This window comes from Campylobacter sp. CFSAN093226 (genome assembly GCF_012897595.1).
Taxonomy (GTDB): domain Bacteria; phylum Campylobacterota; class Campylobacteria; order Campylobacterales; family Campylobacteraceae; genus Campylobacter_D; species Campylobacter_D jejuni.
The window spans coordinates 1,221,605-1,245,731 of sequence record NZ_CP040608.1 but is presented as its reverse complement, the minus strand read 5'-3'; the positions used below and the strand labels follow the sequence as shown (position 1 = coordinate 1,245,731).

Annotated in this window: 25 protein-coding genes and 1 pseudogene; 10 read left to right on the top strand and 16 right to left on the bottom strand. The window is 31.1% G+C overall.

Going from position 1 to position 24,127, the window contains the following annotated elements; genetic code table 11:
• The first annotated feature begins 46 nt into the window (after nt 1-46).
• Both FBF02_RS06425 and FBF02_RS06420 read left to right on the top strand, forming a co-directional pair.
• Nucleotides 47-1,261: a DUF2920 family protein gene (locus tag FBF02_RS06425; protein ID WP_002857950.1), complete on the top strand. Its 1,215-nt coding sequence runs from the start codon at nt 47-49 to the stop codon at nt 1,259-1,261.
• 21 nt (nt 1,262-1,282) lie between these two features.
• Nucleotides 1,283-2,353 (top strand): hypothetical protein, encoded by a 1,071-nt coding sequence (locus tag FBF02_RS06420; RefSeq protein WP_002856137.1) that lies wholly within the window; start codon nt 1,283-1,285, stop codon nt 2,351-2,353.
• On the opposite strand, the gene FBF02_RS06415 is transcribed toward FBF02_RS06420, so the two are convergent.
• Together FBF02_RS06415 and FBF02_RS06410 are read right to left on the bottom strand one after the other, a co-directional pair.
• A complete protein-coding gene (locus FBF02_RS06415) occupies nt 2,350-2,577 on the bottom strand; it encodes an acyl carrier protein (protein ID WP_002777686.1) in 228 nt (75 codons plus the stop codon). The two genes, FBF02_RS06420 and FBF02_RS06415, sit on opposite strands and share 4 nt — an antisense overlap.
• 39 nt (nt 2,578-2,616) lie before the next feature.
• Nucleotides 2,617-4,125 (bottom strand): AMP-binding protein, encoded by a 1,509-nt coding sequence (locus FBF02_RS06410; RefSeq protein ID WP_002858032.1) that lies wholly within the window; start codon nt 4,123-4,125, stop codon nt 2,617-2,619.
• 60 nt (nt 4,126-4,185) lie between these two features.
• Here FBF02_RS06410 and FBF02_RS06405 point away from each other — a divergent pair, with 60 nt between their 5' ends.
• A complete protein-coding gene (locus tag FBF02_RS06405; protein WP_002858432.1) occupies nt 4,186-5,412 on the top strand; it encodes a DUF2920 family protein in 1,227 nt (408 codons plus the stop codon).
• Between the two features lie 12 nt (nt 5,413-5,424).
• On the top strand, nt 5,425-6,642 hold the full coding sequence (locus tag FBF02_RS06400; RefSeq protein ID WP_010891921.1) for a DUF2920 family protein: 1,218 nt from the start codon (nt 5,425-5,427) through the stop codon (nt 6,640-6,642).
• Between the two features lie 13 nt (nt 6,643-6,655).
• On the opposite strand, the gene FBF02_RS06395 is transcribed toward FBF02_RS06400, so the two are convergent.
• The 12 genes and pseudogenes from FBF02_RS06395 to dcd form a co-directional block, all read right to left on the bottom strand.
• Complete coding sequence (locus FBF02_RS06395) at nt 6,656-6,877, bottom strand: acyl carrier protein (RefSeq protein ID WP_002789840.1); 222 nt, start codon at nt 6,875-6,877, stop codon at nt 6,656-6,658.
• Nucleotides 6,877-7,938 carry a beta-ketoacyl-ACP synthase III gene (locus tag FBF02_RS06390; protein ID WP_002789842.1) on the bottom strand — a complete coding sequence of 354 codons (1,062 nt, stop codon included), beginning with the start codon at nt 7,936-7,938 and terminating at the stop codon, nt 6,877-6,879. Before FBF02_RS06390 ends, FBF02_RS06395 begins: the two co-directional genes overlap by 1 nt.
• Nucleotides 7,928-9,490, bottom strand: coding sequence for an HAD family hydrolase (locus FBF02_RS06385; RefSeq protein WP_002786080.1), 1,563 nt, complete (start codon nt 9,488-9,490; stop codon nt 7,928-7,930). Before FBF02_RS06385 ends, FBF02_RS06390 begins: the two co-directional genes overlap by 11 nt.
• Entirely contained in the window at nt 9,487-9,903 is a 417-nt protein-coding gene (locus FBF02_RS06380; RefSeq protein WP_002791673.1) for a VOC family protein, read from the bottom strand. The genes FBF02_RS06385 and FBF02_RS06380 overlap by 4 nt, the downstream gene beginning before the upstream one ends.
• The gene (locus FBF02_RS06375; protein ID WP_002857912.1) at nt 9,896-10,789 is read right to left on the bottom strand and encodes a class I SAM-dependent methyltransferase; all 894 of its coding nucleotides are present in this window, start codon (nt 10,787-10,789) and stop codon (nt 9,896-9,898) included. The genes FBF02_RS06380 and FBF02_RS06375 overlap by 8 nt, the downstream gene beginning before the upstream one ends.
• Nucleotides 10,786-11,016, bottom strand: coding sequence for an acyl carrier protein (locus FBF02_RS06370; RefSeq protein ID WP_002781997.1), 231 nt, complete (start codon nt 11,014-11,016; stop codon nt 10,786-10,788). The genes FBF02_RS06375 and FBF02_RS06370 overlap by 4 nt, the downstream gene beginning before the upstream one ends.
• A 30-nt stretch (nt 11,017-11,046) precedes the next feature.
• The gene (legH, locus tag FBF02_RS06365; protein ID WP_002856586.1) at nt 11,047-11,838 is read right to left on the bottom strand and encodes an N-acetyltransferase LegH; all 792 of its coding nucleotides are present in this window, start codon (nt 11,836-11,838) and stop codon (nt 11,047-11,049) included.
• A gap of 20 nt (nt 11,839-11,858) precedes the next feature.
• Nucleotides 11,859-12,652, bottom strand: a pseudogene (locus tag FBF02_RS06360) (AAC(3) family N-acetyltransferase).
• On the bottom strand, nt 12,649-13,956 hold the full coding sequence (locus tag FBF02_RS06355; RefSeq protein ID WP_002878575.1) for a DUF4910 domain-containing protein: 1,308 nt from the start codon (nt 13,954-13,956) through the stop codon (nt 12,649-12,651). The pseudogene FBF02_RS06360 and the gene FBF02_RS06355 overlap by 4 nt, the downstream one beginning before the upstream one ends.
• Complete coding sequence (gene pseC, locus FBF02_RS06350; protein WP_002856503.1) at nt 13,949-15,079, bottom strand: UDP-4-amino-4,6-dideoxy-N-acetyl-beta-L-altrosamine transaminase; 1,131 nt, start codon at nt 15,077-15,079, stop codon at nt 13,949-13,951. The genes FBF02_RS06355 and pseC overlap by 8 nt, the downstream gene beginning before the upstream one ends.
• Before the next feature lies 1 nt (nt 15,080).
• Nucleotides 15,081-16,085: a UDP-N-acetylglucosamine 4,6-dehydratase (inverting) gene (pseB, locus tag FBF02_RS06345; RefSeq protein WP_002858028.1), complete on the bottom strand. Its 1,005-nt coding sequence runs from the start codon at nt 16,083-16,085 to the stop codon at nt 15,081-15,083.
• Between the two features lie 49 nt (nt 16,086-16,134).
• Nucleotides 16,135-16,695, bottom strand: a complete 561-nt coding sequence (gene dcd, locus FBF02_RS06340; RefSeq protein ID WP_002854086.1) for a dCTP deaminase — start codon at nt 16,693-16,695, stop codon at nt 16,135-16,137.
• 147 nt (nt 16,696-16,842) lie between these two features.
• On the opposite strand from dcd, the gene accB reads away from it, so the two are divergent.
• Nucleotides 16,843-17,298, top strand: coding sequence for an acetyl-CoA carboxylase biotin carboxyl carrier protein (gene accB / locus FBF02_RS06335; protein WP_002853623.1), 456 nt, complete (start codon nt 16,843-16,845; stop codon nt 17,296-17,298).
• 1 nt (nt 17,299) lies between these two features.
• Nucleotides 17,300-18,631, top strand: a complete 1,332-nt coding sequence (locus FBF02_RS06330) for an acetyl-CoA carboxylase biotin carboxylase subunit (protein WP_002858001.1) — start codon at nt 17,300-17,302, stop codon at nt 18,629-18,631.
• 37 nt (nt 18,632-18,668) lie between these two features.
• On the opposite strand, the gene salC is transcribed toward FBF02_RS06330, so the two are convergent.
• A complete protein-coding gene (salC, locus tag FBF02_RS06325) occupies nt 18,669-19,484 on the bottom strand; it encodes a peptidylprolyl isomerase SalC (RefSeq protein ID WP_002856474.1) in 816 nt (271 codons plus the stop codon).
• A 64-nt stretch (nt 19,485-19,548) separates the two neighbouring features.
• Here salC and gltX point away from each other — a divergent pair, with 64 nt between their 5' ends.
• The 4 genes from gltX to FBF02_RS06305 are packed head-to-tail and all read left to right on the top strand — an operon-like array spanning nt 19,549 to nt 23,477.
• Nucleotides 19,549-20,940, top strand: a complete 1,392-nt coding sequence (gene gltX / locus FBF02_RS06320) for a glutamate--tRNA ligase (protein ID WP_002858284.1) — start codon at nt 19,549-19,551, stop codon at nt 20,938-20,940.
• A 1-nt stretch (nt 20,941) separates the two neighbouring features.
• Nucleotides 20,942-22,177 (top strand): malic enzyme-like NAD(P)-binding protein, encoded by a 1,236-nt coding sequence (locus FBF02_RS06315; protein ID WP_002854063.1) that lies wholly within the window; start codon nt 20,942-20,944, stop codon nt 22,175-22,177.
• Entirely contained in the window at nt 22,174-22,800 is a 627-nt protein-coding gene (gene upp / locus FBF02_RS06310) for a uracil phosphoribosyltransferase (RefSeq protein WP_002858427.1), read from the top strand. Before FBF02_RS06315 ends, upp begins: the two co-directional genes overlap by 4 nt.
• Before the next feature lie 5 nt (nt 22,801-22,805).
• A complete protein-coding gene (locus FBF02_RS06305; RefSeq protein WP_002857885.1) occupies nt 22,806-23,477 on the top strand; it encodes a menaquinone biosynthetic enzyme MqnA/MqnD family protein in 672 nt (223 codons plus the stop codon).
• Here FBF02_RS06305 and FBF02_RS06300 read toward each other — a convergent pair.
• On the bottom strand, nt 23,474-24,124 hold the full coding sequence (locus tag FBF02_RS06300) for a TrkA family potassium uptake protein (protein WP_002853664.1): 651 nt from the start codon (nt 24,122-24,124) through the stop codon (nt 23,474-23,476). The two genes, FBF02_RS06305 and FBF02_RS06300, sit on opposite strands and share 4 nt — an antisense overlap.
• Nucleotides 24,125-24,127 lie beyond the last annotated feature (3 nt).

The following is a 24,127-nucleotide window of genomic DNA, read 5'->3' as shown; positions in this document are numbered from 1 at the left end:
AAAATTTAAGTATAATTGTCTTTAAAATACAATAAAAGGCTTAAAATTGCTTATAAACCAAACCTTTGAAATTGATTCTTGTGATGATGTAGAACTAGGTATTAAAAGAACCAGTAAGCTTGAATATCGCATAAGTTATGATGATGAAAAAGATATCAAAGCCATAGTTTTTATAGTGGGTGGTTTTGGAGCTAATGCAAATATTTCTTTTTTAGATTTTGATAGGGAATATATTGCTAAAAATTTTGATGTTGTAGTGGTACATGTTTTTTATCATTGTTTTTGTGCAAGACAAAGTATTGATCAAAAGTATAATCCAAAGCTTATTCCCAATCAAGATGATTTAGAGCGTGTAAATGGCATTTTAAAAAATATTAATTTAGGACATTTATCGGTTAATAAAGATAATTTTGAACAAATTATTCCTCTTATAGAGCAAAAAGTTAATAAAATGAAACAAGCAGGTTTGGTTGATGAAAGCCAAAAAATAGAACTTTCTTGTGATTTTATCCCACCCAATGGAGATTATCAAAACTATGGCATTATGGCAGCTATTGATCATATCAATGCTTTAAAAGATTTAGTTAAACGCTTTCCAAAATTTGCAGATTTACCAAAAATTTATGGGGGGGGGTCTTATGGAGGATACCTATCTTTACTCATAGCAAAAATAGCTCCTTGGTATGTGGATGGTGTGATTGATAATTCAGGTGTTTGCTTGCCATTTTTGGCGTGCATTTTAGGAAGAGAAATGAATCAAGGGGAATTTTATTTCGAAGGAAGTGGTTATAGACTTTATTGTTTTGTATATAAATACTGGAATAGAAATATGAATTCTTCTTATTATTTTGGTGATGAAAATTATTTAATCAGAGCAGTTTTAAATTCAAACCATCTTCAAATTCAATCAAATTTAAATAAAAATACCATTTTTGTAAGCTATCATAGTATACAAGATATGGGTGCGCCAGTGCAAAATAAAATAGAACTTTATAAGTGTTATCAGGAATTAGGATATGATGCAACTTTACATTTAATAAAGGATGAAAATGATATAGATGGTAGATTTGTAAAAAGTTTAGAGCATGGACTTAGAATGACTGATAGGGCTTTATTTAGAAAAGAACTTCCTTTAATGCTTGAAAAACTACAAGGAAGAAAATCTTTTATGCAAGAAAATTCTATCTCTTATCCTTGTGGGAATAAAGTATTTGTGTTTAAGGATTTAGAAGATAAATTTGAGTTAGAGATGATAAATTAAAATAAAGATAAAGGATATAAAATGACAGCATATTTACATATAGGAACTACTAATACAGGAAATCAAGAAAAACAAGGCTTCTTGATGCAAAACGAAGAAAAGCTTTTGCAAAAAGCTTATATTTACCCAAAAAGTCTTAGAGTGGCAAATAGGCATTGGGCTTTGGTGGATATGGTTTTAGAATTGGTTCAAAAAGAAGATATTTTAAAAAAAGAGAGTGTTTTAAGTCATATCACAAATGAAAGACTTCTTAGAGCTATAGAAAATTTTAAAAGTGAAAGTGCTTTACATAAAGATAAAAAATTTATTTTTTCAGCTGAGGGTATAGTTTGGGATTTTTCTACCAAAAAACATGTAGAAATTTTAGAAAAGATTATGAGAGAGTTAGGTTTTACTCAAATTTATATTATTGTGTATTTTAGAGATACTTTGGGTTATTTAAACTCACATTGTTCTCAAGACCATAAAAACAATATGGGGTATTATTCTGCTGATTTTGCTCCGCAAGATCATCCTAGAAAATATATTTTTGACTATGAATGGATTTGCAAAACTCATGCTGAGGTATTTGGAGAAGAAAATTTGATAGTAAGACTTCTAAGGGAGGATTATGTAGGAGGGACTTTACTTAAGGATTTTGTTTATCATTTAGGACTTGAATGGGATGAGAGTTTTGTTTTAAAACAAACCAAAAATGAAAGTTTTAATCTTTTAGGAATGGAGCTTATGTCAAGATTAAATCAAAAAGATTTAAAGCAGGATAATCTTAATTCTTTGCTTTTTATGGCAAGAAGAAAATTTGAAGGCAGCAAAGAAAAAAGATTAAAATTTGCAGTGCAAAAAGATATTGCTAAAGCTTATGTGGATTATTTTGCTTCTTCACTTGAATGGGTAAAAAACAAATATTTCCCGCATAAAAATTCTCTTTTTACTCCTGTGAATTGGGAAGAATATGAACAAAATTATACTTTAACCCATATGCTAAGTAAAGATTGGGATGATGTGGCGGATTTTATAGCACAAATTATTGTTTCTAAAAATGAAATCATCAGTTCTTTAAAAGAACAGCTTGAACTTGCAAGGAAAGATTAGTCTTTCATTGCAGTTTCAAGCATTTTTTTGATATTTTCAAAGCTTTCAAAATTTTCAGGTGTGATAAATTCTGCTTTTAAGGGTTTTTTATAAAATTTTTCTATTTCGGCAACCAAAGCCATGATATCGATACTATCGATAAAATCTTCACTTACTAGATTTTCCATACTCTCATTGATATCTGTTCTTTCTATATTGATAAAAAATTGTTTGATTTCTTGCATTTTTTCTCCTTTAGTTTTTTGAAATTATAAAATATTTATTTAAACAAGTTCTTTTAAAACCTTTCTATCAATTTTACCATTTTGATTAAGCTTAAATTTGTCGAGTTTAATAAAATTTTTTGGGATCATATAAGAAGGTAATTTATCTTTCAAAAAATCTTTAAAATTAATTTCTTCTTCACTTTCATAAAAACAAATAATATCTTCTTTAAAAATACAAGCACTGTTTTTAATATTCACATGAGAATTTATCACGCTTTCTATTTCTCCAAGTTCTATTCTATGTCCCATATATTTTATCTGATTATCTGCTCTTCCGTAGCATAAAAGCTCTCCAAATTCATTATAAGAAACGATATCTCCTGTTTTATAGAGTAAATCTAAATAATTATCATGTAAAGGATTTTGAATAAAAGCTTGTTTGGTTTTTTCTTTGTCATTATAATACCCTAAAGACAAAGAAGTTCCACGCACGAAAAGCTCCCCTTTAACACCTATTTGTTTAGGACTTATGAAATTCATATTTTCATCAAAAACTAAAAGTTCTGTGTTTTTGCACGCTTTTCCTATCGGTAAAAGTTCTTCATCTTTAAAAGTGCGATTGATGATATAAAAAGAACATACATCAGTGATTTCTGTTGGGCCATAAAGGTTGGCAAATAAGGCATTGGGTAAGTGTTTACGCCAAATATTGAGCTGTTTATTGGGCATGATTTCACCACAAAAAAGCATCTTTTTTAAGGCGTTTAAACTAAAATTATTCAAAGCTTCAGTATTTGCAAAATAAATCAGCACCGAAGGTACCCAAAATATAGTGCTTACTTTTTCTTTTTCAAGGCATTCTAAAATTTTATTTGGAAAGGCAAAAAGATGATTAGGTAAAAGGTGTAAAGTCGCTCCTGATTTTACACTTGAAAAAATATCTAAAATGCTATTGTCAAAATAAAATGGCGCTTGATTGGCTAAAATTTCATTCTCATCAAATTTAAAAGTCTCACACACCCAAAAAGTATAATCAATCACACTCTTATGAGCTATGCTTACTCCTTTAGGAATGCCTGTGCTCCCACTTGTAAAGAAAACATAGAGTAAATTAGTATCTATATGTTTTTCTTTGGCATGCTTTATTAAACTCTCATCTATATTAAAACTTTCAAAGTCTTGTGTATAAAGCGTAGGTAAATCTAAGTTAAAATTTAAGTCCTTTGAAGTGATAAAAAGTTTAGGCTTTAAAACTTCTATGACTTTTTCTACTCTTTCTTTAGGACTTTTTTCATCTAAAAGTGTATAAAAATTTCCACTGAGTGCCACTCCAAAAAATGAAATCAAACAATCAATCCCTTTAGGCAAGATGATTAAAACAGGAGCTTGAGTAGGATTATCATTTCCTAAAGTTTTTAAAATTTCACTGGCTAGTTTTTTAGAAAAGAGATCAAAGTCTTTGTAAGTGATTTCCTTTCTTTCTTTGACAAAGGGTTCTACAAAAGCAGTTTTTTCGCTAAATTTGATTAAACTTTTTTCTAAAAAATCATAGATATGAGTTGTCATGATTTACCTTTTTAATTTTTTGTAATATAATATCGATAAATTAATAAAAAAGGCCTTTATATGCTCATAAACCAAAGCTTTGAAATCGATTCTTGTGATGATGTAGAATTAAATATAAAAAGAACTAGCAAACTTGAATACCGTATAAGTTATGATGATGAAAAAGAGATTAAAGCTATAGTTTTTATAATAGGAGGTTATGGAGCCAATGCAAATATATATTTTTTAGACTCTTATAGAAATTATATTGCTAAAAATTTTGATGTTGTAGCAGTGCATGTTTTTTATCATTGTTTTTGTCAAAGGCGTTCGGATGTTGAAAAGTATTCAACATTAGCAGATTTTACAAAAGATGATTTAAAATTAATAGAAAAAGTGCTTCGTAAATACAATATTCCATGTGATCAATTAGCCAATAATACTGTAGTTAGTCATTGTGAATATTTGAGCGAGATTATGACAGAATTAAAAATGTTAAATCGATTGCCTTATGATTTTGAAGAAAGACTAAGTGCAACTTTTATTCCTTCGCGTGGAGAATATCAAAATTTTGGCATTATGGCAGCTATTGATCATATCAATGCTTTAAAAGATCTAGTTAAACGCTTTCCAAAACTTGCAGATTTACCAAAAATTTATGGGGGGGGGTCTTATGGAGGATACTTAGCCTTGCTCATAGCAAAAATAGCTCCTTGGTATGTGGATGGCGTGATTGATAATTCGGGTTCGGCTGTTCCACCGCTTAATTATATTATTGGTAGAGAGTTGGAATTTAAAAGCAAAGATACTAATGGGGATATGTATATGCAGGGCGATCATTTTTTTGTGAGTTGTTTTCTAAAAACCCACTGGACGCGTAAAGAAAATTCACCTTATTTTTTTAATAATGAAAATTATTTTATTAGAACATTGTTAAATAAGGATCATTTGATTTTGCAAAGTCAAAAAAATAAAAATATTATTTATGTGAGTTATCATAGTAAAGAAGATCCTTTAACTCCAGCAAATTTTAAAGAACTAACCATGCAAATATTAAAAATTTTAGGTTACGATGTAAGCTTAAATTTGATAGATGAAAATAAAATTGATGGAAAATTTATTAAAAATTTAGATCATGGTTGTGGTATACCTGATAAAGCCTTATTTAGAAAAGAACTTCCTTTAATGCTTGAAAAACTACAAGGAAGAAAATCTTTCATGCAAGAAAATTCCATCTCTTATCCTTGTGGAAATAAAGTGTTTACTTTTAAAGATGTAGAAAATCAGTTAAAATTGATCATTAATTAAAAAGGAAAATATATGCTCATAAACCAAACCTTTGAAATTGATTCTTGTGATGATGTAGAATTAAATATAAAAAGAACTAGCAAACTTGAATACCGTATAAGTTATGATGATGAAAAAGAGATTAAAGCTATAGTTTTTATAATAGGAGGTTATGGAGCCAATGCAAATATATATTTTTTAGACTCTTATAGAAATTATATTGCTAAAAATTTTGATGTTGTAGCAGTGCATGTTTTTTATCATTGTTTTTGTCAAAGGCGTTCAGATGTTGAGAAATATAGTGCATACAAATATTTTCAAGAGGAAGATATTGAAAATATTAAAAATTTATTAAATCAGTTTCATTTTTCTTATGGTGAAATAAATAATGATAATGCGCTTTTTTTAGCGAATTCTTTAGTGAAACATGTAGAAAATTTAAAAATGCAAAATAAACTCGATCATAACTTTAAACTAAATTTTACTTCAACTTTTATCCCACCTAATGGAGATTATCAAAACTATGGCATTATGGCAGCTATTGATCATATCAATGCTTTAAAAGATCTAGTTAAACGCTTTCCAAAATTTGCAGATTTACCAAAAATTTATGGGGGGGGGTCTTATGGAGGATACCTATCTTTACTCATAGCAAAGATAGCTCCTTGGTATGTGGATGGTGTGATTGATAATTCGGGTTCGGCTTTGCCACCTTTAAATTATATTTTAGGAAGAGAAATGGAACATAGTTACGGTGATTATTATGAAGATTTTCCACATAATAGGATTATTTTTTTTCTAAAAACCCACTGGACTCGTAAAGAAAATTCACCTTATTTTTTTAATAATGAAAATTATTTTATTAGAACATTGTTAAATAAGGATCATTTGATTTTGCAAAGTCAAAAAAATAAAAATATTATTTATGTGAGTTATCATAGCGATAAAGATCCTCTAACGCCTGCCAATTTTAAACAACAAACCATGCAAATATTAAAAATTTTAGGATATGATGTAAGCTTAAATTTGATAGATGAAAATAAAATTGATGGAAAATTTATTAAAAATTTAGATCATGGTTGTGGTATACCTGATAAAGCCTTATTTAGAAAAGAACTTCCTTTAATGCTTGAAAAATTGCAAAAAAGAAAATCTTTTATGCAAGAAAATTCCATCTCTTATCCTTGTGGAAATAAAGTGTTTATATTTAAAGATGTGGGTGACAAATTTGAATTAGTGATAAAAGATTAAAACCTTAAAGGTTTTAATCAAGCTTTGCTAAATTGATTAAATCACTTACTTTTTGACAATTTTTCAAGTCTTCGGCTGTGATTTTTAAAGTAAAAAGATTTTTATAAAGCACCATCACAGATACAAAAGCCAAACTATCCCACTCATCTATATCATCAAGTAGCATATCTTCATTTAAGTCTTCATCTCTATGCATAGCTTCTTTAAGCTCTTCTAAAAATTCAGTTTTTGTCATTATTTCTCCTTTGTGTAAATTAAAATATTTTTTGTGTATAAATCTTTGAAATTCAACACCGCACTTCCCCAGCTAAGCCCTGCACCAAAAGCACTTAAACTCGCTTTAAATTCTTTTGGAGTATCTAGTTCGCAAAGTAGGGTAGGTAGTGAACAAGCGCTTAAATTAGCGTATTTTTCCATGATGAAATTAGGAACTTTATCATCATTAAGTTTTAATTCTTCTTTGATGCAATCAACCAAATACGCATTGGATTGATGAAAAAGATGAAAAGCAATGTCTTTTTCATCTACTTTAGAAAATTCTAAAATTTCTTTAAAGCTTTTAGGTTCGCATTCCAAAGCCATATTGAAAATATTTGCTCCGTCCATGTAAAGGTTTTCTAATTGTCTAAACTCCTCAGTTTGCATGAGCGAATCATCGTTAAAAATATCTGCTTTAGGTATTCTCATCGCACCTTTTGGAATGATGAGTTTATCAAAATATTTTCCATCGCTTCCAAGCTCAAAAAAAGCTTCGTTAAAATCCGTTTTTTCAATTAAAGTTGCACTTACTCCATCACCAAAAATAGGAGCTAAATTCATATTTTTAGGGTGGATGAATTTGCTTAAAGTATCTCCACAAATGAGTAAAATTTTACCTAAGCCACTTTGTATTAAAGAATGAGCGACAAATAAGCCGTATAAATACCCTGCACAAGCTTGCCCTAAATCAAAAGCTACAGTTTTGGAGCTTAAATTTAAAAGTTGGTGTAAATAACAAGCCGTAGAAGGCATGAAAAAATCAGGACTTTGAGTTACTACGATGAGTGCATCAAGGCTATTTTTATCTATATTTAAACCTTGTAAAAGTGTATTGGCTGCGTGTTTTCCAAGATCGCTTACGCAAGTGTTTTCATCGCAAATATAACGCGTGTTTAAACCTATGACTTTTTTCATTCTTTTAAGGGTTTTGATATCGTTTGAAAAAACGCTTTCTAACTCATCATCAATGCAAATTTTATGTTCAGGTACGCTTACGCAAATGCCTGAAATTTTAGCTTTATCAAATCTAGTTTTCATGGATTATAAGTCCTTTGAAGTTTAAATTTTGAAATGGAATAAGGGCTGAGTTTTTTTCAAATTCTTTGGAAATTTGTTCTAAAAAGCTCAAAAATGGCATATTTCTTTCGCCTTTTTGATAATAAAGCCTTGCATTATTGTTTTTAAGATCAAAGAAATGTAAAGCTAGTTCAAAGGCTTTAAAAAACATTCTAGTTTCAAGTTTTCTACCTAAAGCCCTACAAGAAATGCAAAGATCATCGATAAATAAATTTCCTTCTTTACAAGAAAAAACAAAAATAGCGATAATCCCACTATCGCTTAATTTATCACTCATACTCACACTTACAATGAGTTCTTTTTGCATGTGTTGTGCGACTTTTTCTTGATTTAAGCGTGTGTAATTAGCGATAAATTGATTGGTTTTGCCTAAAAGTTCGCTAATGCGAGGGATATTTTGCAGATCATTTTTGCTAAAATTTAAGCTGATTTCAAGATTTTGAAAATATTCTTCATCGCTTAAGCTTTTAAGCTCTTCTCTTAAAGCATTGGCTGCTATATCTTTGGCACGAATTTGATCTTCTTTGGTATTTGAAAGTTTTAAAAGATTAGGAAAAAGTTTGATTTTATAAAGTATATTTTCATCGCATAAAAGTGTTTTAACGCCTGTAATTTTGGTATTTTCAAGCTCGGCGATATTATCATCTATAAAAAGCATAGCGTTAGTATTTATATTAAATTTTTTAGCAATTTTTAAGATATTTTCACCTTTTGGCTCCCAATTGATCATTCTAGCATCAAAATCATCCCATTGTAAGATGAAATCTTTCCTTATTTCAAAAAGTTTTTTTGCGTCTTTTTCTTCATTTTTTGAAGCTAGGGCAAGTAAAAACCCTTGTTTTTTAAAAGTTTTAATTTTTTCTTGTAAGGTTTTGTGCAAAGGACTTAAATTAAGATTATCTATACCCTCTTCACCTAAAATTCCTTGATACAAGGTATTATCAAGATCAAGTACAAGAGCTTTAAGAGCGGGTTTTACAAGTGCAGGGATGAGACTAAGTCCTAAAATTTGTGCTAAAAAAATCAAGGCTTTATTATTAAGCTTAGAGCCTGTAAGTTCTTCTTTAGCTAAGTCTAAAATATCTTCTTCATCAAAATACTCTTTTATGAGTTTTTCTATGTTAAAAATTTCACAATTTAAAATTTTTTTATCTGTTTTAAATTCTCCTAAACTAAGAACTAAAATAGGGTTTTGTGAAATTTTTCTTAGTTCTAAAAGTCTTTCTTCTATAAAATTTTGCACATTATTTTTATAGCGGGTTAAATCTAGCCATAAAAGTTCTAAACTAGCTTCTTTAAAGTTATCAAAACTCAAGCTATCATCATAAGAGCTGAAATTAAACTCAGCTCTTAAATTAGCAAAATGTAAAAAAGGAGCAATGATACTTTGCACTCCTTCAAAAGCATGATTTCTATGGACATTAATAAGAAGATCTTGACTTTTACTAAAGTCTAATTCTTTGGCGAATTTTATAAGCTCATTGCGTTTTAAATGGGGTGAAAAAAGATTCATTTTAGCTCCACAAGTTCGATTAAAAGCCTATTTGGCATCATGATAAAACAAAGTTTAGCAAAATAGCTTGCTTGCATAATAGGAACAATACAAATGCCTCCTTGTTGTTCCAAAAGAATTAAATCTTGGGCGATATTTTTACTTTCATAGGCTAAATGATACATTTTGGTATTATTTTTCAAATAGCTATCTAGTGGTCCTTTATCGTTTAAATTTTGCAAAAGTTCAAATCTATACTGTGGAAATGCTTCATTACAAGGAATGATAAATTCGCCTCTTACCCCTTGTTTTTCATCTATAAATTCTGATTCTTTATAAAAACCTAGTTTAAAAAAACATTCCCTTTCTTTTTCTAAATTTTTACAAGCCACGCCTATATGATGAAGGGGTAAATTGAGTGTTGTATTAAGCATTTAAAACTACTGCCATAGTGATAGCATTTTTAAATTTCAATGCTTTTTCCAAACTATAATCATTTGCCATAAAACATTCATAAGCTTTAAATTTTAAGCCTGATTTTTCTATCAAATCTTTAACTTCATCAGGATGGGAAAATAAATAAATATGATCAATAGCAGGAGCATTGATAGGGATAGTTGCAAAAATTTCTCCTCCATCGCTAAGAAGTTCTTTAGATCTTTTAAGAAATTCAAGAGGTTTTTCTACGTGTTCTAGCACTTCTCCAATTACTATCAAATCAGCTTTTTTATCAAAATCATAAGTAAAAAAATCTTGACATAAAAAATCGCATTTTGTAATCAATCCTCCTACTTGTTGTTTTACCATTTTTTGAGTAAGTTCGCAACTCGTTGGAGAGATATCAAGTCCATAAAAGGCTGAAAATTTACCACTTTTAACTGCTCTTGCGAAGTATTCTCCATGGCCAGGGCCTATTTCAAAATAAGTTGTTTTTGGAGTGAAATTTTGCAAATATTGTGAAAAATACTTTCTCACTTTAATATGAGCTATCCAAACAAAAGAAGAAAGAGCTAGGCCTATCATGTATTGTTTCATATAGCTTTCATTAAAATAAACTTTATCCTTAACTTCATCAAAGCTAGAATAACGATAAGCCCCATTTTCTATGAAAAATTTTGTTTCTTCTAAAGTATCGTTAAGGATCAATAAATAACAATCGCATTGTTCTTTTATACTGATACCATCTTGAATATAATAAGAAATTAATTTATCAAATTCTTCTTCGTCTTCTTGTGAAAATTCAATTTTTTTAAGATATTTAGAATGGATAGGATTTTTTTGAGCGATGGCTTGAAATAATTTTTCAATATTTTCTTTCATTTTTCTGCCTTTAGGGTTTGAATTTTTTCTAGTAAAGCGCTTTGAGATTTTAAGAGACTTAAATCTTCTTTGTTAAATTTGATTTCAAATTCTTCTTCTAAACTCATGATGATATCAATATGAGCTAAAGAAGTCCAGTTCTTGCAGTTTTCCATGCTTAAATTTGTATTTTCATCTACTTTGGTTTCAAGTATATTTTCTAAAATTTCATAAAATTGTTTTTCCATTGTATACCACTTTCTTGAGAATGTTGAAAATTAATATATTGTATCATAATTTTCTATTAGAATTGTTTGGTTTATATCTAATTTTTTCCATAAAATTTCTATATATTCTTTAGCGTTGTAAATATTTATATGATCTCCTGCAAAATTGTTTTTTTTAAAATTTTTAGTATTATTAACAATATTGATAATGTTAATTAAATTGGGTTCAGAAGATATGTCAAGTTTTCTAACATAATAACTAATGGTTTTATTGTATGATATATTGTTTTCATCAATTAAAATTCCAGAGAAAATTTTATGATATCTGTAAAATACATTAAATTGTTCTTCTGCATAATGTGTTAGTGTGTGTCCTTGGCCTCCAAATGTCATATATTTTCCATTCTCTTTGGTTAAAACCTCATAAACACAATTTTCCCCAAAACAGCTTGTTGTATCTTTTAAAAATAATTCTTCTTTTGCTCCTTTTATAGCAAAAGAAAATATAGGATCGTTTGTGCGTTTTACTCCTGTTTGTTTGCGAAAATATTCATTTAATGCTCCCATTTTTGTTTTGGAATTTATTTTGTCATAAACTTCATTTTTGCAAAAACTATAAGTAAAGGTTGGCATGATCAAAGTGCCTTCTTTGCCTATAACTTCAAAAAAACAATCTAATATAGTCTGTAAAAATTCATTTCTAGAAAGCAAGGGAAAACCGAAATTAAAAAGTTCAGTATGCACACACAAGGTATCGCCTTTTTGTAGTCCTAGTTTGTAAAAAGTTTCTATGAAGTCGTAAGTGGAGTATTTTTTATTTTCAAATTCAAGTAAATATTTCATAAACTACCTTTAAATGTTTTTCATAAAAGAAGCTTTTCATATATGGCAAATTTATCCTGCTTAAGGGCGTTGCCTATGGCTTTGACATATTCTTTAGCATCATAGCTTTCTAGAAAATCTCCTGCAAATTTTATGCTTTTGTAATACCTTGTTTGCCGCACGATTTCATTTATCTTATCAAGGCTGCATACATAGGCTTTTTCCAAGTCTCTTACATAATAATTTATCCTTTTTTCTCTTTTTTGTCCTAGCTCGTCAATCACAAAGCCCTTAAATTCCTTAAAATACCTGCAAAAGCTGGTATTTCTCTCTTCAGCATAATGCGTTAGGGCGTGTCCATAATTCAAGCCTAAAAGCATAAATTTCCCACCTTCCCTAGTTAAAATTTCATATACACTATCCTTTCCAAAACAGCTTGAGTTTTCTTTTAAAAAAATATCCGCTTTAGCACCCTTCACAGCAAAGGAAAAAATAGGGTCGCTAGTTCGCCTAACCTCCCCCCCCCGCTAGTTCTAAAAAATTCATTCAGCACTCCCACTTTGCCTTTAGAATGCACTTTATCATAAACTTCATTTTTGCAAAAACTATAAGTAAAGGTTGGCATTAGAAGAGTGCCTTCCTTGCCTAGCACTTTAAAAAAGCATTCAAGTAAGGTTTTTAAAAAATCATTTTTAGTAAGCAAAGCTTTGCCAAATTTCATAAGTTCTGTATGTACGCATAAAATATCACCCCTTTTTATACCTAGTTGATAAAAAGCATCTATTAAATCCTTATCGGAGTATTTTTTGCCATTGTGTTCTAAAAAATATTTCATTTTACCAGTCCATAAAATTTTATTTTTTCCAAAAGTTCTTTAAATTCATAAGCTTGCATATTTAAGATATTGGCTATATCGATGATATCATTCTCTCCATCGCAATAAGCCAAAAAATTACAAGCCAAAGGAATGTCATTGGTAGTGCTAAGGGTGTGATATAATCCTCTTTTGCCAAGATTGGGTTCGCATACTATGGTGTTTTCATATACGGCGTTGATTTCTAGATTTAAAATCATTTCTTGCATGCTTTGAAGTCCACCCATTAAACCTTTTTCAGAGATAAAATTGAGATCATCTTTTGAGTTATGATATCCATCATAGTCACCATACCTTGTGCGACATACCCCTACTATGCCAAGATTTACAAGTGGGGCATTGTATTGTCTTTCATCACTTCCACGATCTAAAAAACTAAAAGCTTTGAAATTTTCTTTATTTTTGAGCGTATGCAGGGCGACTTTATCGCTTAGAGTGTTCTCTTTAACTGTGTGTATGAGTGAGTAAGTATGATCATCGCCTAAGCAAGAAAGCACAAAGCCTGCTTTAACATGTTTTTTTAAACACTCTAAATGTTTGCTAAGATAGACTATAGAGCCTATGGTTTCAGGGATGATGACAAAGCGGTAATTATATCTTCTTTCTTTTAAACCCAAAAGCCATTTTGCTAAGAAAATACTCACTACAGGGCCACTAAGCTCATTATTTGCCATGGAAGGGTGGCAAAGATAGGTTGAAATTAAAATTTCATCTTTTGAGTTTTGCGTACTAGGTAGGATAAAATCAGCATAATCTAAAACTCCATTTTCATCGTGTTTTGCATCGATATAGACTTTGTATTTGCCTTTTTTGAGTTTTTTTCTTTCGTTGTGCGTGAGACAAAATCCCCAACGCCTTTTATAATAACTCGTTACATAAGGAATAGCATCGGGCATTTCTTCTATGGAGTAAAGATGATCTTGAAGTTCTTCTAGTTCGATTTCTTGATCGATGGCTTCGCTATAGTTTAGAAGGTGCAAGTTATGCTTTTTAAAATCACAAATTTTTTCTCCTTTTGGAGTGATGATATAGGCTTCTTTAACATTCCATTCATCAGGGACTATCCAGTCAAAAACCTTTGTGCCACTTTTTATAGAGTGAAATTTGAGTATACCCCCCCCCAGAGTTTTATTTAAAATTTCTAAGCTATCTCTAAAACCTTGCCCTGTGATACTCCTAGGGATAGGAAAAAGTTCACAAGCTAGTTCATACATAGCCTTTCCAGTTTGGCTAAAATCTTGGCTTCTAAAGTCTAGCTTATCCACAATATCCCTTTTTAACTTTTTCAAGAATGCTAAATAAAGTATCTTTGACAAATTTTGCATCTTTTAGATTCATTTCTTGATGACAAGGTATACTAAGTTCAGCTTTGTAAAAATTATCTGCATTTTGGAGTTTGATTTCCCCCAAGAGTTTTTTATAAAAACTAAACTCATAAGTTGGTTTATAATGTACCTGTACGCCAATTCCTGCATGAAGTAAGCTTTCAAAAAGTTCTTCTTTTTGACAATAAAATTCAGGAAAAAGCAAAATAGGATATAAATGTCTTGAACTTTTTTTATAGTCTTTGATTTTTATCGTGGAAAAATAAGGATTTTTTTCAAATTCTTTATCGTAAAAATTTGCGATTTCTTCGCGTTTTTCAAGATTGTGATCGAGTTTTTTAAGCTGGTTTATCCCTAAAGCACAAGCAACATCACTTAAGCGGTAATTATAGCCAAGTTCTACCATATCGCTATCCCAAAGCCTTTTTTTAACAATACCATGGCTTCTTAAAAGCTTGATTTTATCGATAAGCTCTTCATTATCACTCACCACAGCCCCACCTTCAAAAGTAGTGATAGGCTTAACAGGGTGAAAAGAAAATATAGAAAGATCGGCTTTTTTTCCTACTTTTTCACTTTTATACAAAGCACCTAAAGCATGGCTTGCATCATCGATTAAAGGGATATTGTATTTTTTAGTAAGGTTTGAAATTTCATCCATTTCAACGCTATTGCCCGCAAAATCTACCACGCTAATAGCTCCTATATTTTCACTCTCTTTTAAAAGTCTTGCTTCTAGTTTTTTTTCATCAATATTGCCATCGTTTTTAATGTCGATAAACTCTACCTTAGCTCCAGCCATTAAGGCCGCATTAGCTGTAGCGGCAAAGGTTAAAGGGGTAGTTAAAACGATTTTTTCTTGGACACCTAGTGCTGTGTAGGCAAGATGAAGGGCTGAAGTGGCTGAGTTTAATACACAAGCGTGTTTTACGCCCATATATTCACAAAGGGCTTCTTCAAATTCATTTACCTTTTTACCCCCTGTTAAAATTTCATCTTTTAAAGCTTTTGTAAGCGTATCTATATCGCTTTGATCGATGTTTTGATGAGAATAAGTAAGCATTTTAAAAACCTTCAGTATGATTGATGATTTCTAAAAGTTCTTTTTCGCTTGCCCATAAAGGATTATTATCCGAGCTATAAGAAAAACCATCTTTTACCTTTTGCCCTTTTTCGCCTAGGGCATTGATACTAAAGTCATTATCTTTATCTACAAATTTAATACTCGGGCTTATAGCATAGTAGTTTTCAAATTCATAGGTTAAATGGCTATCATCGCTTGAAATCATGATTTCATGTAGTTTTTCTCCTGCTCTTATGCCTATGATTTTATGGCTTAAATTAGGAGCTAGAGCATGGGCTAGATCGGTGATTTTCATCGAAGGAATTTTAGGGATAAAGATTTCTCCTCCATGCATTCTTTCAAAATTACTCAGTACAAATTTTACTCCATCTTCAAGGCTGATCCAAAAACGAGTCATTCTCGTATCGGTGATAGGAAGTTCTTTAGCTCCTTCGCTGATGAGTTTTTTAAAGAAAGGCACCACTGAACCTCTTGAACCTACAACATTGCCATATCTTGTAACACCAAAGCGTGTTTGCTTGTTACCTGCTATGTTGTTTGCAGCGACAAAAAGCTTATCGCTTGCAAGTTTGGTTGCACCGTATAAATTTACAGGATTACAAGCCTTATCCGTACTAAGAGCGATACATTTTTTAACCCCATTTTCAAAACAAGCGTCGATGACATTTTGCGCACCGTGTATGTTTGTTTTTATACATTCCATAGGGTTATATTCAGCAATAGGCACATGCTTCATTGCAGCAGCATGTATAACAAAATCCACATCACGCATAGCAGCACTTAAACGCTCTTTATCTCTTACATCTCCTATGAAATAACGCATACAAGGAGCATTAAAAACGCTTGCCATTTCAAATTGTTTGAGCTCATCACGAGAATAAATGATAATCTTATTAGGTTTATAGTTTTCTAGCAAAACCTTAGTATAAGTTTTTCCAAACGAGCCTGTTCCGCCCGTGATTAAGATATTTTTTTTGTTAAACATTTTGCCTTCCTTTGCTTAAGTTTTTTTAAAATTAAAGCAATAAGTGTTCCTATTTTAAAATTCTTGGCAAGGTTATGCCAGTTTGGGCTTGATACTTGCCTTTTTTATCTTTATAAGTGGTGTCACATTTTTCATCGCCTTGCAAAAACAACACTTGCGCTATACCTTCATTGGCATAAATTTTTGCAGGTAAAGGCGTAGTATTTGAAATTTCTATAGTGATATGTCCTTCAAAACCTGGTTCAAAAGGGGTAACATTGACGATGATGCCACATCTTGCATAAGTGCTTTTGCCAAGACAAATAGCTAAGACATTATCAGGCATTTTAAAATACTCTATAGTTCTAGCTAGGGCAAAAGAATTTGCAGGAACTATACATACATCGCCTTCAAAATCTACTACATTTTCTTCTACGAAATTTTTTGGATCCACTACAGTTGAATTAACATTGGTAAAAATTTTAAACTCACGCCCTACACGTATATCATAACCATAGCTTGAAAGTCCATAGCTTACCACACCTTTTCCTATATTTGCTTCGCAAAATGGTTCGATCATCTTGTGTTCTAATGCCATTTTTCTTATCCAATTATCCGCTTTTAAGCCCATTTTTAACCTTTTTAATATTTGTAATTTTTGTAAGGATTATAACCTAAAAAATCTATATTTTTTATGATTTTTTTCTTTTTTAAAGTTAAATTTCAAGTTTTTTTATATAATACAAGGTTAAGTTCTTAAATTTTGTAGGAGAATTTTATGACAAAAGAAGAAATTAAAGAGTTAGTCAACCTTTTTGCTGAAGCAAATATTAGTAAAATTAAGATCAAAGAACAAGATGGTTTTGAAATAGAACTTGAAAGAGATATGTGCTGCGATGTTCCAGCTCCTGTTTGTCCTCCAGTTCCAGCTCCACAACCTATCAATGTAAGCGTTGTAAACGAAGCTCAACCTAGTCAAAGTGTAAAATCAAACAAACCAAGTATAAACAGCCCTATGGTAGGAACTTTCTATCAAGCTCCAAGTCCAGGTGCAGCACCTTTTGTAAAAGTAGGTAGTACGGTTAAAAAAGGCGATACTATAGCTATTATCGAAGCGATGAAAATCATGAATGAAATTGAAGCGGAATTTGATTGTAGGATCGCTGAAATTTTAGTTGCTGATGGTCAGCCTGTAGAATTTGGAATGCCTTTATTTGCGGTGGAGAAATTATAAAATGGAAATTAAAAGCATATTAATTGCTAATCGTGGAGAAATAGCACTGCGTGCTTTAAGAACGATTAAAGAAATGGGTAAAAAAGCAATTTGTGTGTATTCTGAAGCAGATAAAGATGCTTTGTATTTAAAATACGCTGATGCAAGCATTTGTATAGGTAAGGCAAGAAGTTCTGAAAGTTATTTAAATATCCCAGCTATCATCGCAGCGGCTGAAATAGCAGAAGCTGATGCGATTTTTCCAGGATACGGATTTTTAAGTGAAAATCAAAATTTTGTTGAAATTTGTGCTAAACATAACATCAAATTTATAGGTCCTTCTGTGGAAGCTATGAATTTAATGAGTGATAAATCAAAAGCAAAACAAGTCATGCAAAGAGCAGGCGTACCTGTGATCCCAGGAAGCGATGGGGCTTTGGCAGGAGCTGAAGCAGCTAAAAAACTTGCCAAAGAAATAGGTTATCCTGTGATTTTAAAAGCAGCTGCAGGTGGTGGTGGTCGTGGTATGCGTGTGGTTGAAAATGAAAAAGATCTTGAAAAAGCGTATTGGTCGGCTGAAAGCGAGGCTATGACAGCATTTGGCGATGGAACTATGTATATGGAAAAATACATACAAAATCCACGCCATATAGAAGTGCAGGTTATAGGAGATAGTTTTGGCAATGTGATTCATGTGGGCGAAAGAGATTGTTCTATGCAAAGACGCCATCAAAAACTTATAGAAGAATCCCCTGCGATTTTGCTTGATGAAAAAACACGCACTAGGCTTCATGAAACTGCTATTAAGGCAGCTAAAGCTATAGGATATGAAGGTGCGGGAACTTTTGAGTTTTTAGTAGATAAAAATTTAGACTTTTATTTTATAGAAATGAATACGCGTTTGCAAGTTGAACACTGTGTAAGTGAAATGGTAAGTGGGATTGATATCATAGAACAAATGATTAAAGTAGCAGAAGGTTATGCCTTACCATCTCAAGAAAGTATTAAGCTTAATGGGCATTCTATAGAATGTAGAATCACAGCTGAAGATTCTAAAACCTTCTTGCCAAGTCCAGGTAAGATTACTAAATACATTCCACCCGCAGGACGCAATGTAAGAATGGAAAGTCATTGTTATCAAGACTATAGCGTGCCTGCTTATTATGATTCTATGATAGGCAAACTTGTAGTTTGGGCAGAAGATCGTAATAAAGCTATTGCAAAGATGAAAGTAGCTTTAGATGAGTTGCTTATAAGTGGGATAAAAACGACTAAAGATTTTCATCTTTCCATGATGGAAAATCCTGATTTTATTAATAATAATTACGATACAAATTATCTTGCAAGACATTAAAATTTCCCTATTATAAGGGAAATTTTAATTGTAATTTTTATCTTAAATATTCTATATTGATTTTAGAGCGGAGTTTATCAAAATAATCCTGTATGAAATTTTGTCTTTGTTCACTTACGTAAGCGTTTAAAACTTCATTTTTAACTTGTTCGTATTCAGGAGTTTGTGTCCCATCTTTGCTTTTAACTTCATAGAGTTCATAGCCATTTTTTCCATTTAAAACAGGGGAAAAGCCTCCAACAGGAATTTGCGATAAAAGTCCTAAAAGTCTTGGATCGGCATTGCTTGTGTTTAAAGATGCATTTTGTGGTTTAAGGATTGTTTTTTTTGTATTTTTGATATTTTCTAAAGTTTGAGGATTGTTTGATAGATAAATATTTGCATTAATTTGTGTATAAAAAGTGAATTTATCTTTATTTTGTTCGAAAAATTTTTTTGCTCCATCATCACTAAAGTCAGTTTTTGCCATACTTGCGATTTTTTCATAAAGCTTTCTTTTTTCTAAATCTTTTTTAAAATTTGTACGAAATTGTTCATAGCTTTGATTTTTGGATTTTAAATTTGCTTTGAAAGCATTTAAAGTGGTTTTGTTTTGAGCAAGCATTTTATTTATAGCATCATCAAGCTCTAGATCATTGACTACAATACCCAGTTGTTTCATTTGTGAAATTTCCATTTTTTCATTGATGAGTACGCCTAAAGCTTTATTTCTATCAATTTTAAGTGCTTTCATAGTTTGATCTATATCATAAGTTGTGATAGGCTCTTTGTCTACAACTACAGCTATAGCATTAATGGTATTTGCACTAGCCAAACTTGCAAAAAATGCAAAACTTAATAAAATTTTTTTCATTTCAAACCTTTATTTAAGTATAAATATCGCATTATATCAATAAAAATTTAAGAAAAGGCAAAAAATGCACGAAAAACTTACAACGCGTTTTGCTCCAAGCCCAACAGGGTATTTGCACATAGGTGGACTTAGAACAGCTCTTTATAATTATTTATACGCTAGAAAAAATGGTGGAAATTTTTTACTTCGCATTGAAGATACGGATTTAAAAAGAAATTCCAAAGAAGCTACTAAAGCAATTATCGAAGCTTTTAAATGGTGTGGTTTAGAACATGATGGAGAAGTAACTTACCAATCAGAGCGTTTTGATCTTTATAAAGAATATGTTAAAAAGCTTTTAGATGAAGGTAAAGCGTATTATTGTTATATGAGTAAAGAAGAATTAGAAGAATTGCGTGCCAAGCAAGAAGCCGCCAAAGAGCGCCCAAGATATGATGGAAGATATAGAGAATTTACAGGCACGCCACCTCAGGGTATAGAACCTGTTGTGCGTATTAAAGCGCCTCAAAGTGGCGAGATTGTTTTTGAAGATGGGGTTAAAGGCGAGGTGAGATTTAAAGCAGAAGATATAATGGATGATTTTATCATTGCAAGAAGTGATGGAACCCCAACTTATAATTTTACTGTTGTTATTGACGATGCTTTAATGGGGGTAAGCGATGTGATTCGTGGGGATGATCATCTTTCAAATACTCCTAAACAAATTGTGCTTTATGAAGCATTGGGTTTTAAAATTCCTAAATTTTTTCATGTGGCTATGATACATGGAGAAGATGGTAAAAAGCTTTCAAAAAGACATGGGGCAACTGATGTTATGGAATACAAAGAAATGGGAATTTTACCTCAAGCTTTGCTTAATTTTCTTGTGCGTTTAGGTTGGAGTCATGGCGATGACGAGGTTTTTTCACTAGAAGATTTGAAAAAACTTTTTGATCCTTATCATATCAATAAAAGCGCATCTTGTTATAATGCTAAAAAGCTTGAATGGTTGAATGCTCATTATATTAAAACTTTGCCTTTTGAAGAGATTAACCGTCAGCTTAAAGATCTTGGCTTTGATTTATCTGTTTATGAAAAGGCAGGATTTTTACTTGATTTATTAAGAGAGCGTGCAAAAACCTTGCATGATATTATCAATGGTGCAAAAAGCATAGTTAATGCACCGCAAAATTATGATGAAAATGCAGTGCAAAAATTTGTTAACAAAAATAATTTAGAATTGCTCCAAGCATTTGCCAATACACTTAAAGATCAAAAAACAGGTAAAGATTTTGAAGATTTTACAAATGATTTTTTAGAAAAAAAAGAAGCAAAGTTAAAAGATTTGGCTCAGCCTATACGCATAGCTTTAACAGGGAGTGCGGTAAGTCCTAGTATTTTTGAAGTATTAGAATTTTTAGGGGTTGATGAGTGTAAAAAAAGAATAGACAATTTTTTAAAAGTTAGAGGAAAATAAAATGAATTTAAAAGAAGAAGCTTTAAAATACCATTTAGGTGGGAAAATTGATATTGTGCCAAGTAAGCCAATGGCTACAAGTTATGATCTATCTTTGGCGTATAGCCCAGGAGTTGCAGAACCTTGCCTTGAAATCGCTAAAGATAATGAGCTTGCTTATACTTATACAAATAAAGCTAATTTGGTAGCTATAGTTAGCGATGGTTCTGCTGTTTTAGGACTTGGAAACATAGGAGCACAGGCTTCAAAACCTGTTATGGAAGGTAAGGCTTGTTTGTTTAAAAAATTTGCAAATGTAAATGCTTATGATATAGAAATTAATGTTCATAGTATAGAAGAGATTGTAAATTTTTGCAAGGCTTTGGCTCCGACTGTGGGCGGGATAAATTTAGAAGATATAGCTGCTCCAAAATGTTTTGAAATTGAAGCGGCTTTGCAAGATTTAGGAATTCCTGTAATGCATGATGATCAGCACGGAACAGCTATTATTTCAACTGCAGGGCTTATGAATGCTATGGAGATAAGTGGTAAAAAATTTAAAGACATTAAGGTGGTTGTAAGTGGCGCAGGTGCCGCAGGTATAGCAAGTGCTAAGATGTATAGAAATTTAGGGGTTGAAAATATTATTTTAGTAGATAGTAAAGGAGTGATTTCTAAAGATAGAAATGATTTAACTCCTCAAAAACTTGAATTTGCTGTTGATTCTAAGGAAAAGACTTTAAAAGAAGTTTTAAAAGGAGCTGATGTTTTCCTAGGACTTAGTGCACCAAAAATTCTTGATGATGAAATGGTTTTAAGCATGGCAAAAGATCCTGTGATTTTTGCTTTGGCAAATCCTATCCCTGAAGTGATGCCTGAAGATGTGGCTAGACTTAGAAAAGATGCGATTGTAGGAACAGGAAGAAGTGATTATCCAAATCAAATCAATAATGTTTTAGGTTTTCCTTTTATTTTCCGTGGGGCTTTAGATGTGCGTGCAAGTAAAATCACTGAAAATATGAAAGTAGCGGCTGCTAAAGCATTAGCAGATCTTGCAAAACTTCCTGTAAGCGATGCGGTTAAAAAAGCTTATAATTTAAGCACTTTAGAATTTGGAAGAGATTATGTTATACCAAAACCTTTTGATGAAAGAGTAAAAGCTGCAGTAAGTACAGCTGTAGCAGCAGCTGCGGTAAAAGATGGTGTAGCTAAGGTGAAAAATTTTGATGAGAAAGCTTATTTTGAAAGCTTAAAATGAAAAATATTCATTGTATCAATCATCCATTGATCGAACATAAATTAGGAATTTTAAGGGCTAAAGAGACAAAGCCCTTTCAATTTCGTATGTTAATCGATGAAATTTCATCTTTTTTGCTTTTTGAAGCGAGTAAAGATTTTTCTTTAAAAGAAATTGAAATTTCAACACCTATACAAAAAACTACAGTAAAAAAACTTGATGAAAAAATTATGATTTGTCCTATTTTAAGAGCTGCATTAGGAATGCTTGAAAGTGTTTTTAAGATGATTCCTGATGCAAGTGTTGGGTTTTTGGGGTTTGTGAGAAATGAAGAAACTTTAAAGGCGGATTTTTATTTTCAAAAACTTCCCAAAGATGCAAAAAAACGCACTGCTATTGTTATAGATCCTATGTTTGCTACAGGTGGGACTGCTATAGATGCTTGTAATTTTTTAAAAAGCCAAGGAGTTAAAAAAATAAAATTTATATCCATACTTGCTGCTCCACAAGGTTTGAAAAAATTTAGCCAAATGCATGATGATGTAGAAGTTTTTGTGGCTTGTATTGATGAAGGTTTAAATGAAAAAGGTTATATTATCCCAGGGCTTGGAGATGCAGGAGATAGAGTGTTTAACACTCTATAAAAGAGATGATTTTTGGAAAAATTGATTATATTAATCTTTTACCTTTACATATATATCTTAAGAAATATCCCCTACCTAATGGTTATAAAGCAAGTATGGAGTATAAAAAAGGAGTTCCAAGTAAGCTAAATAAAGATTTATTTTATAGAAGAATTGATGCAGCTATCATTTCAAGCATAGAAAGTGCTAGAAAAAAATATAAAAATTTAGATTTGGGTATTTGTGCCAATAAAAGAGTTTTAAGTGTATTAGTAGAAAAAAATACATCAAATGCCAAAGATCCAAGTTCAGCAACTTCAAACGCTCTGGCTAAAGTATTAAAACAAGATGGAAAAGTAATTATAGGTGATAAGGCTTTAAAGCTTTATCTAAAAGATCCTTCTAAATATATCGATTTATGTGCAAAATGGCACGAAAAAACAGGATTGCCTTTTGTTTTTGCTAGATTTTCTTGTGTGCAAAAAAAAGCTTTATATAAACAAATTTTGAAAAAATTTCCAAAAACAAAGATTAAAATTCCTTATTATATACTGCAAAATTATGCCAAAACAAGGGATTTAGATATAAAAGATGTTAGATATTATTTAGATGAAGTTATATATCATAAAATTTCTACCAAAGAAAAAACAGCCTTAAAGCGTTTTGTAAAGGCTTGTAAGGCTTTAAATCTTGCTTAGTGTTCAAATTCTCTAAGTTCTTTAACTGTTCCAAGGAGTATTACAACATCTCCACTATAAACTGTCGTGGTTTCTAAATCAGGTAGTATTTCCCAGTCACTATTTAATTTTTTATAAGAAATCACTTTCATATTTTGTGCTACATGTTTTAAAGAATTTCCTGCTAATTTTTCATCTATATTGATCTTAATAGCTCGTATAGTATTTGCTGAAAGATCAAAAACTTCATAATCAGCATCTTTAGTTAAAAATTCTTTTACTAGTCTTTTAGCACTTTCTTTTTCAGGATAAATAACCTTTGTTGCACCTAACTTAGAAAGAATTTGACCATGGATATTAGAGGTTGCTTTAGCAATGATATTTTTAACACCTATATCTTTAAGCGCCATAAGAGTAAGGATTGATTTTTCAACATTTTCTCCTATGCTAACAATAACAACTTCAACATCATGAAAGCCTGCTTCTTTTAGGGCTGAAATATTTGTAGAATCTAAAATATAAGCATAGCTTGGAGGATTTTGTATACTTTTTAAAGCTTCCTCATCTTTATCCGCAACGATAACAGTATGACCTCCAGCAATGAGTTCATCTGCTACAACTGATCCAAATTTTCCAAGTCCTATGATTCCATAATTAAGATTTTTCACGAT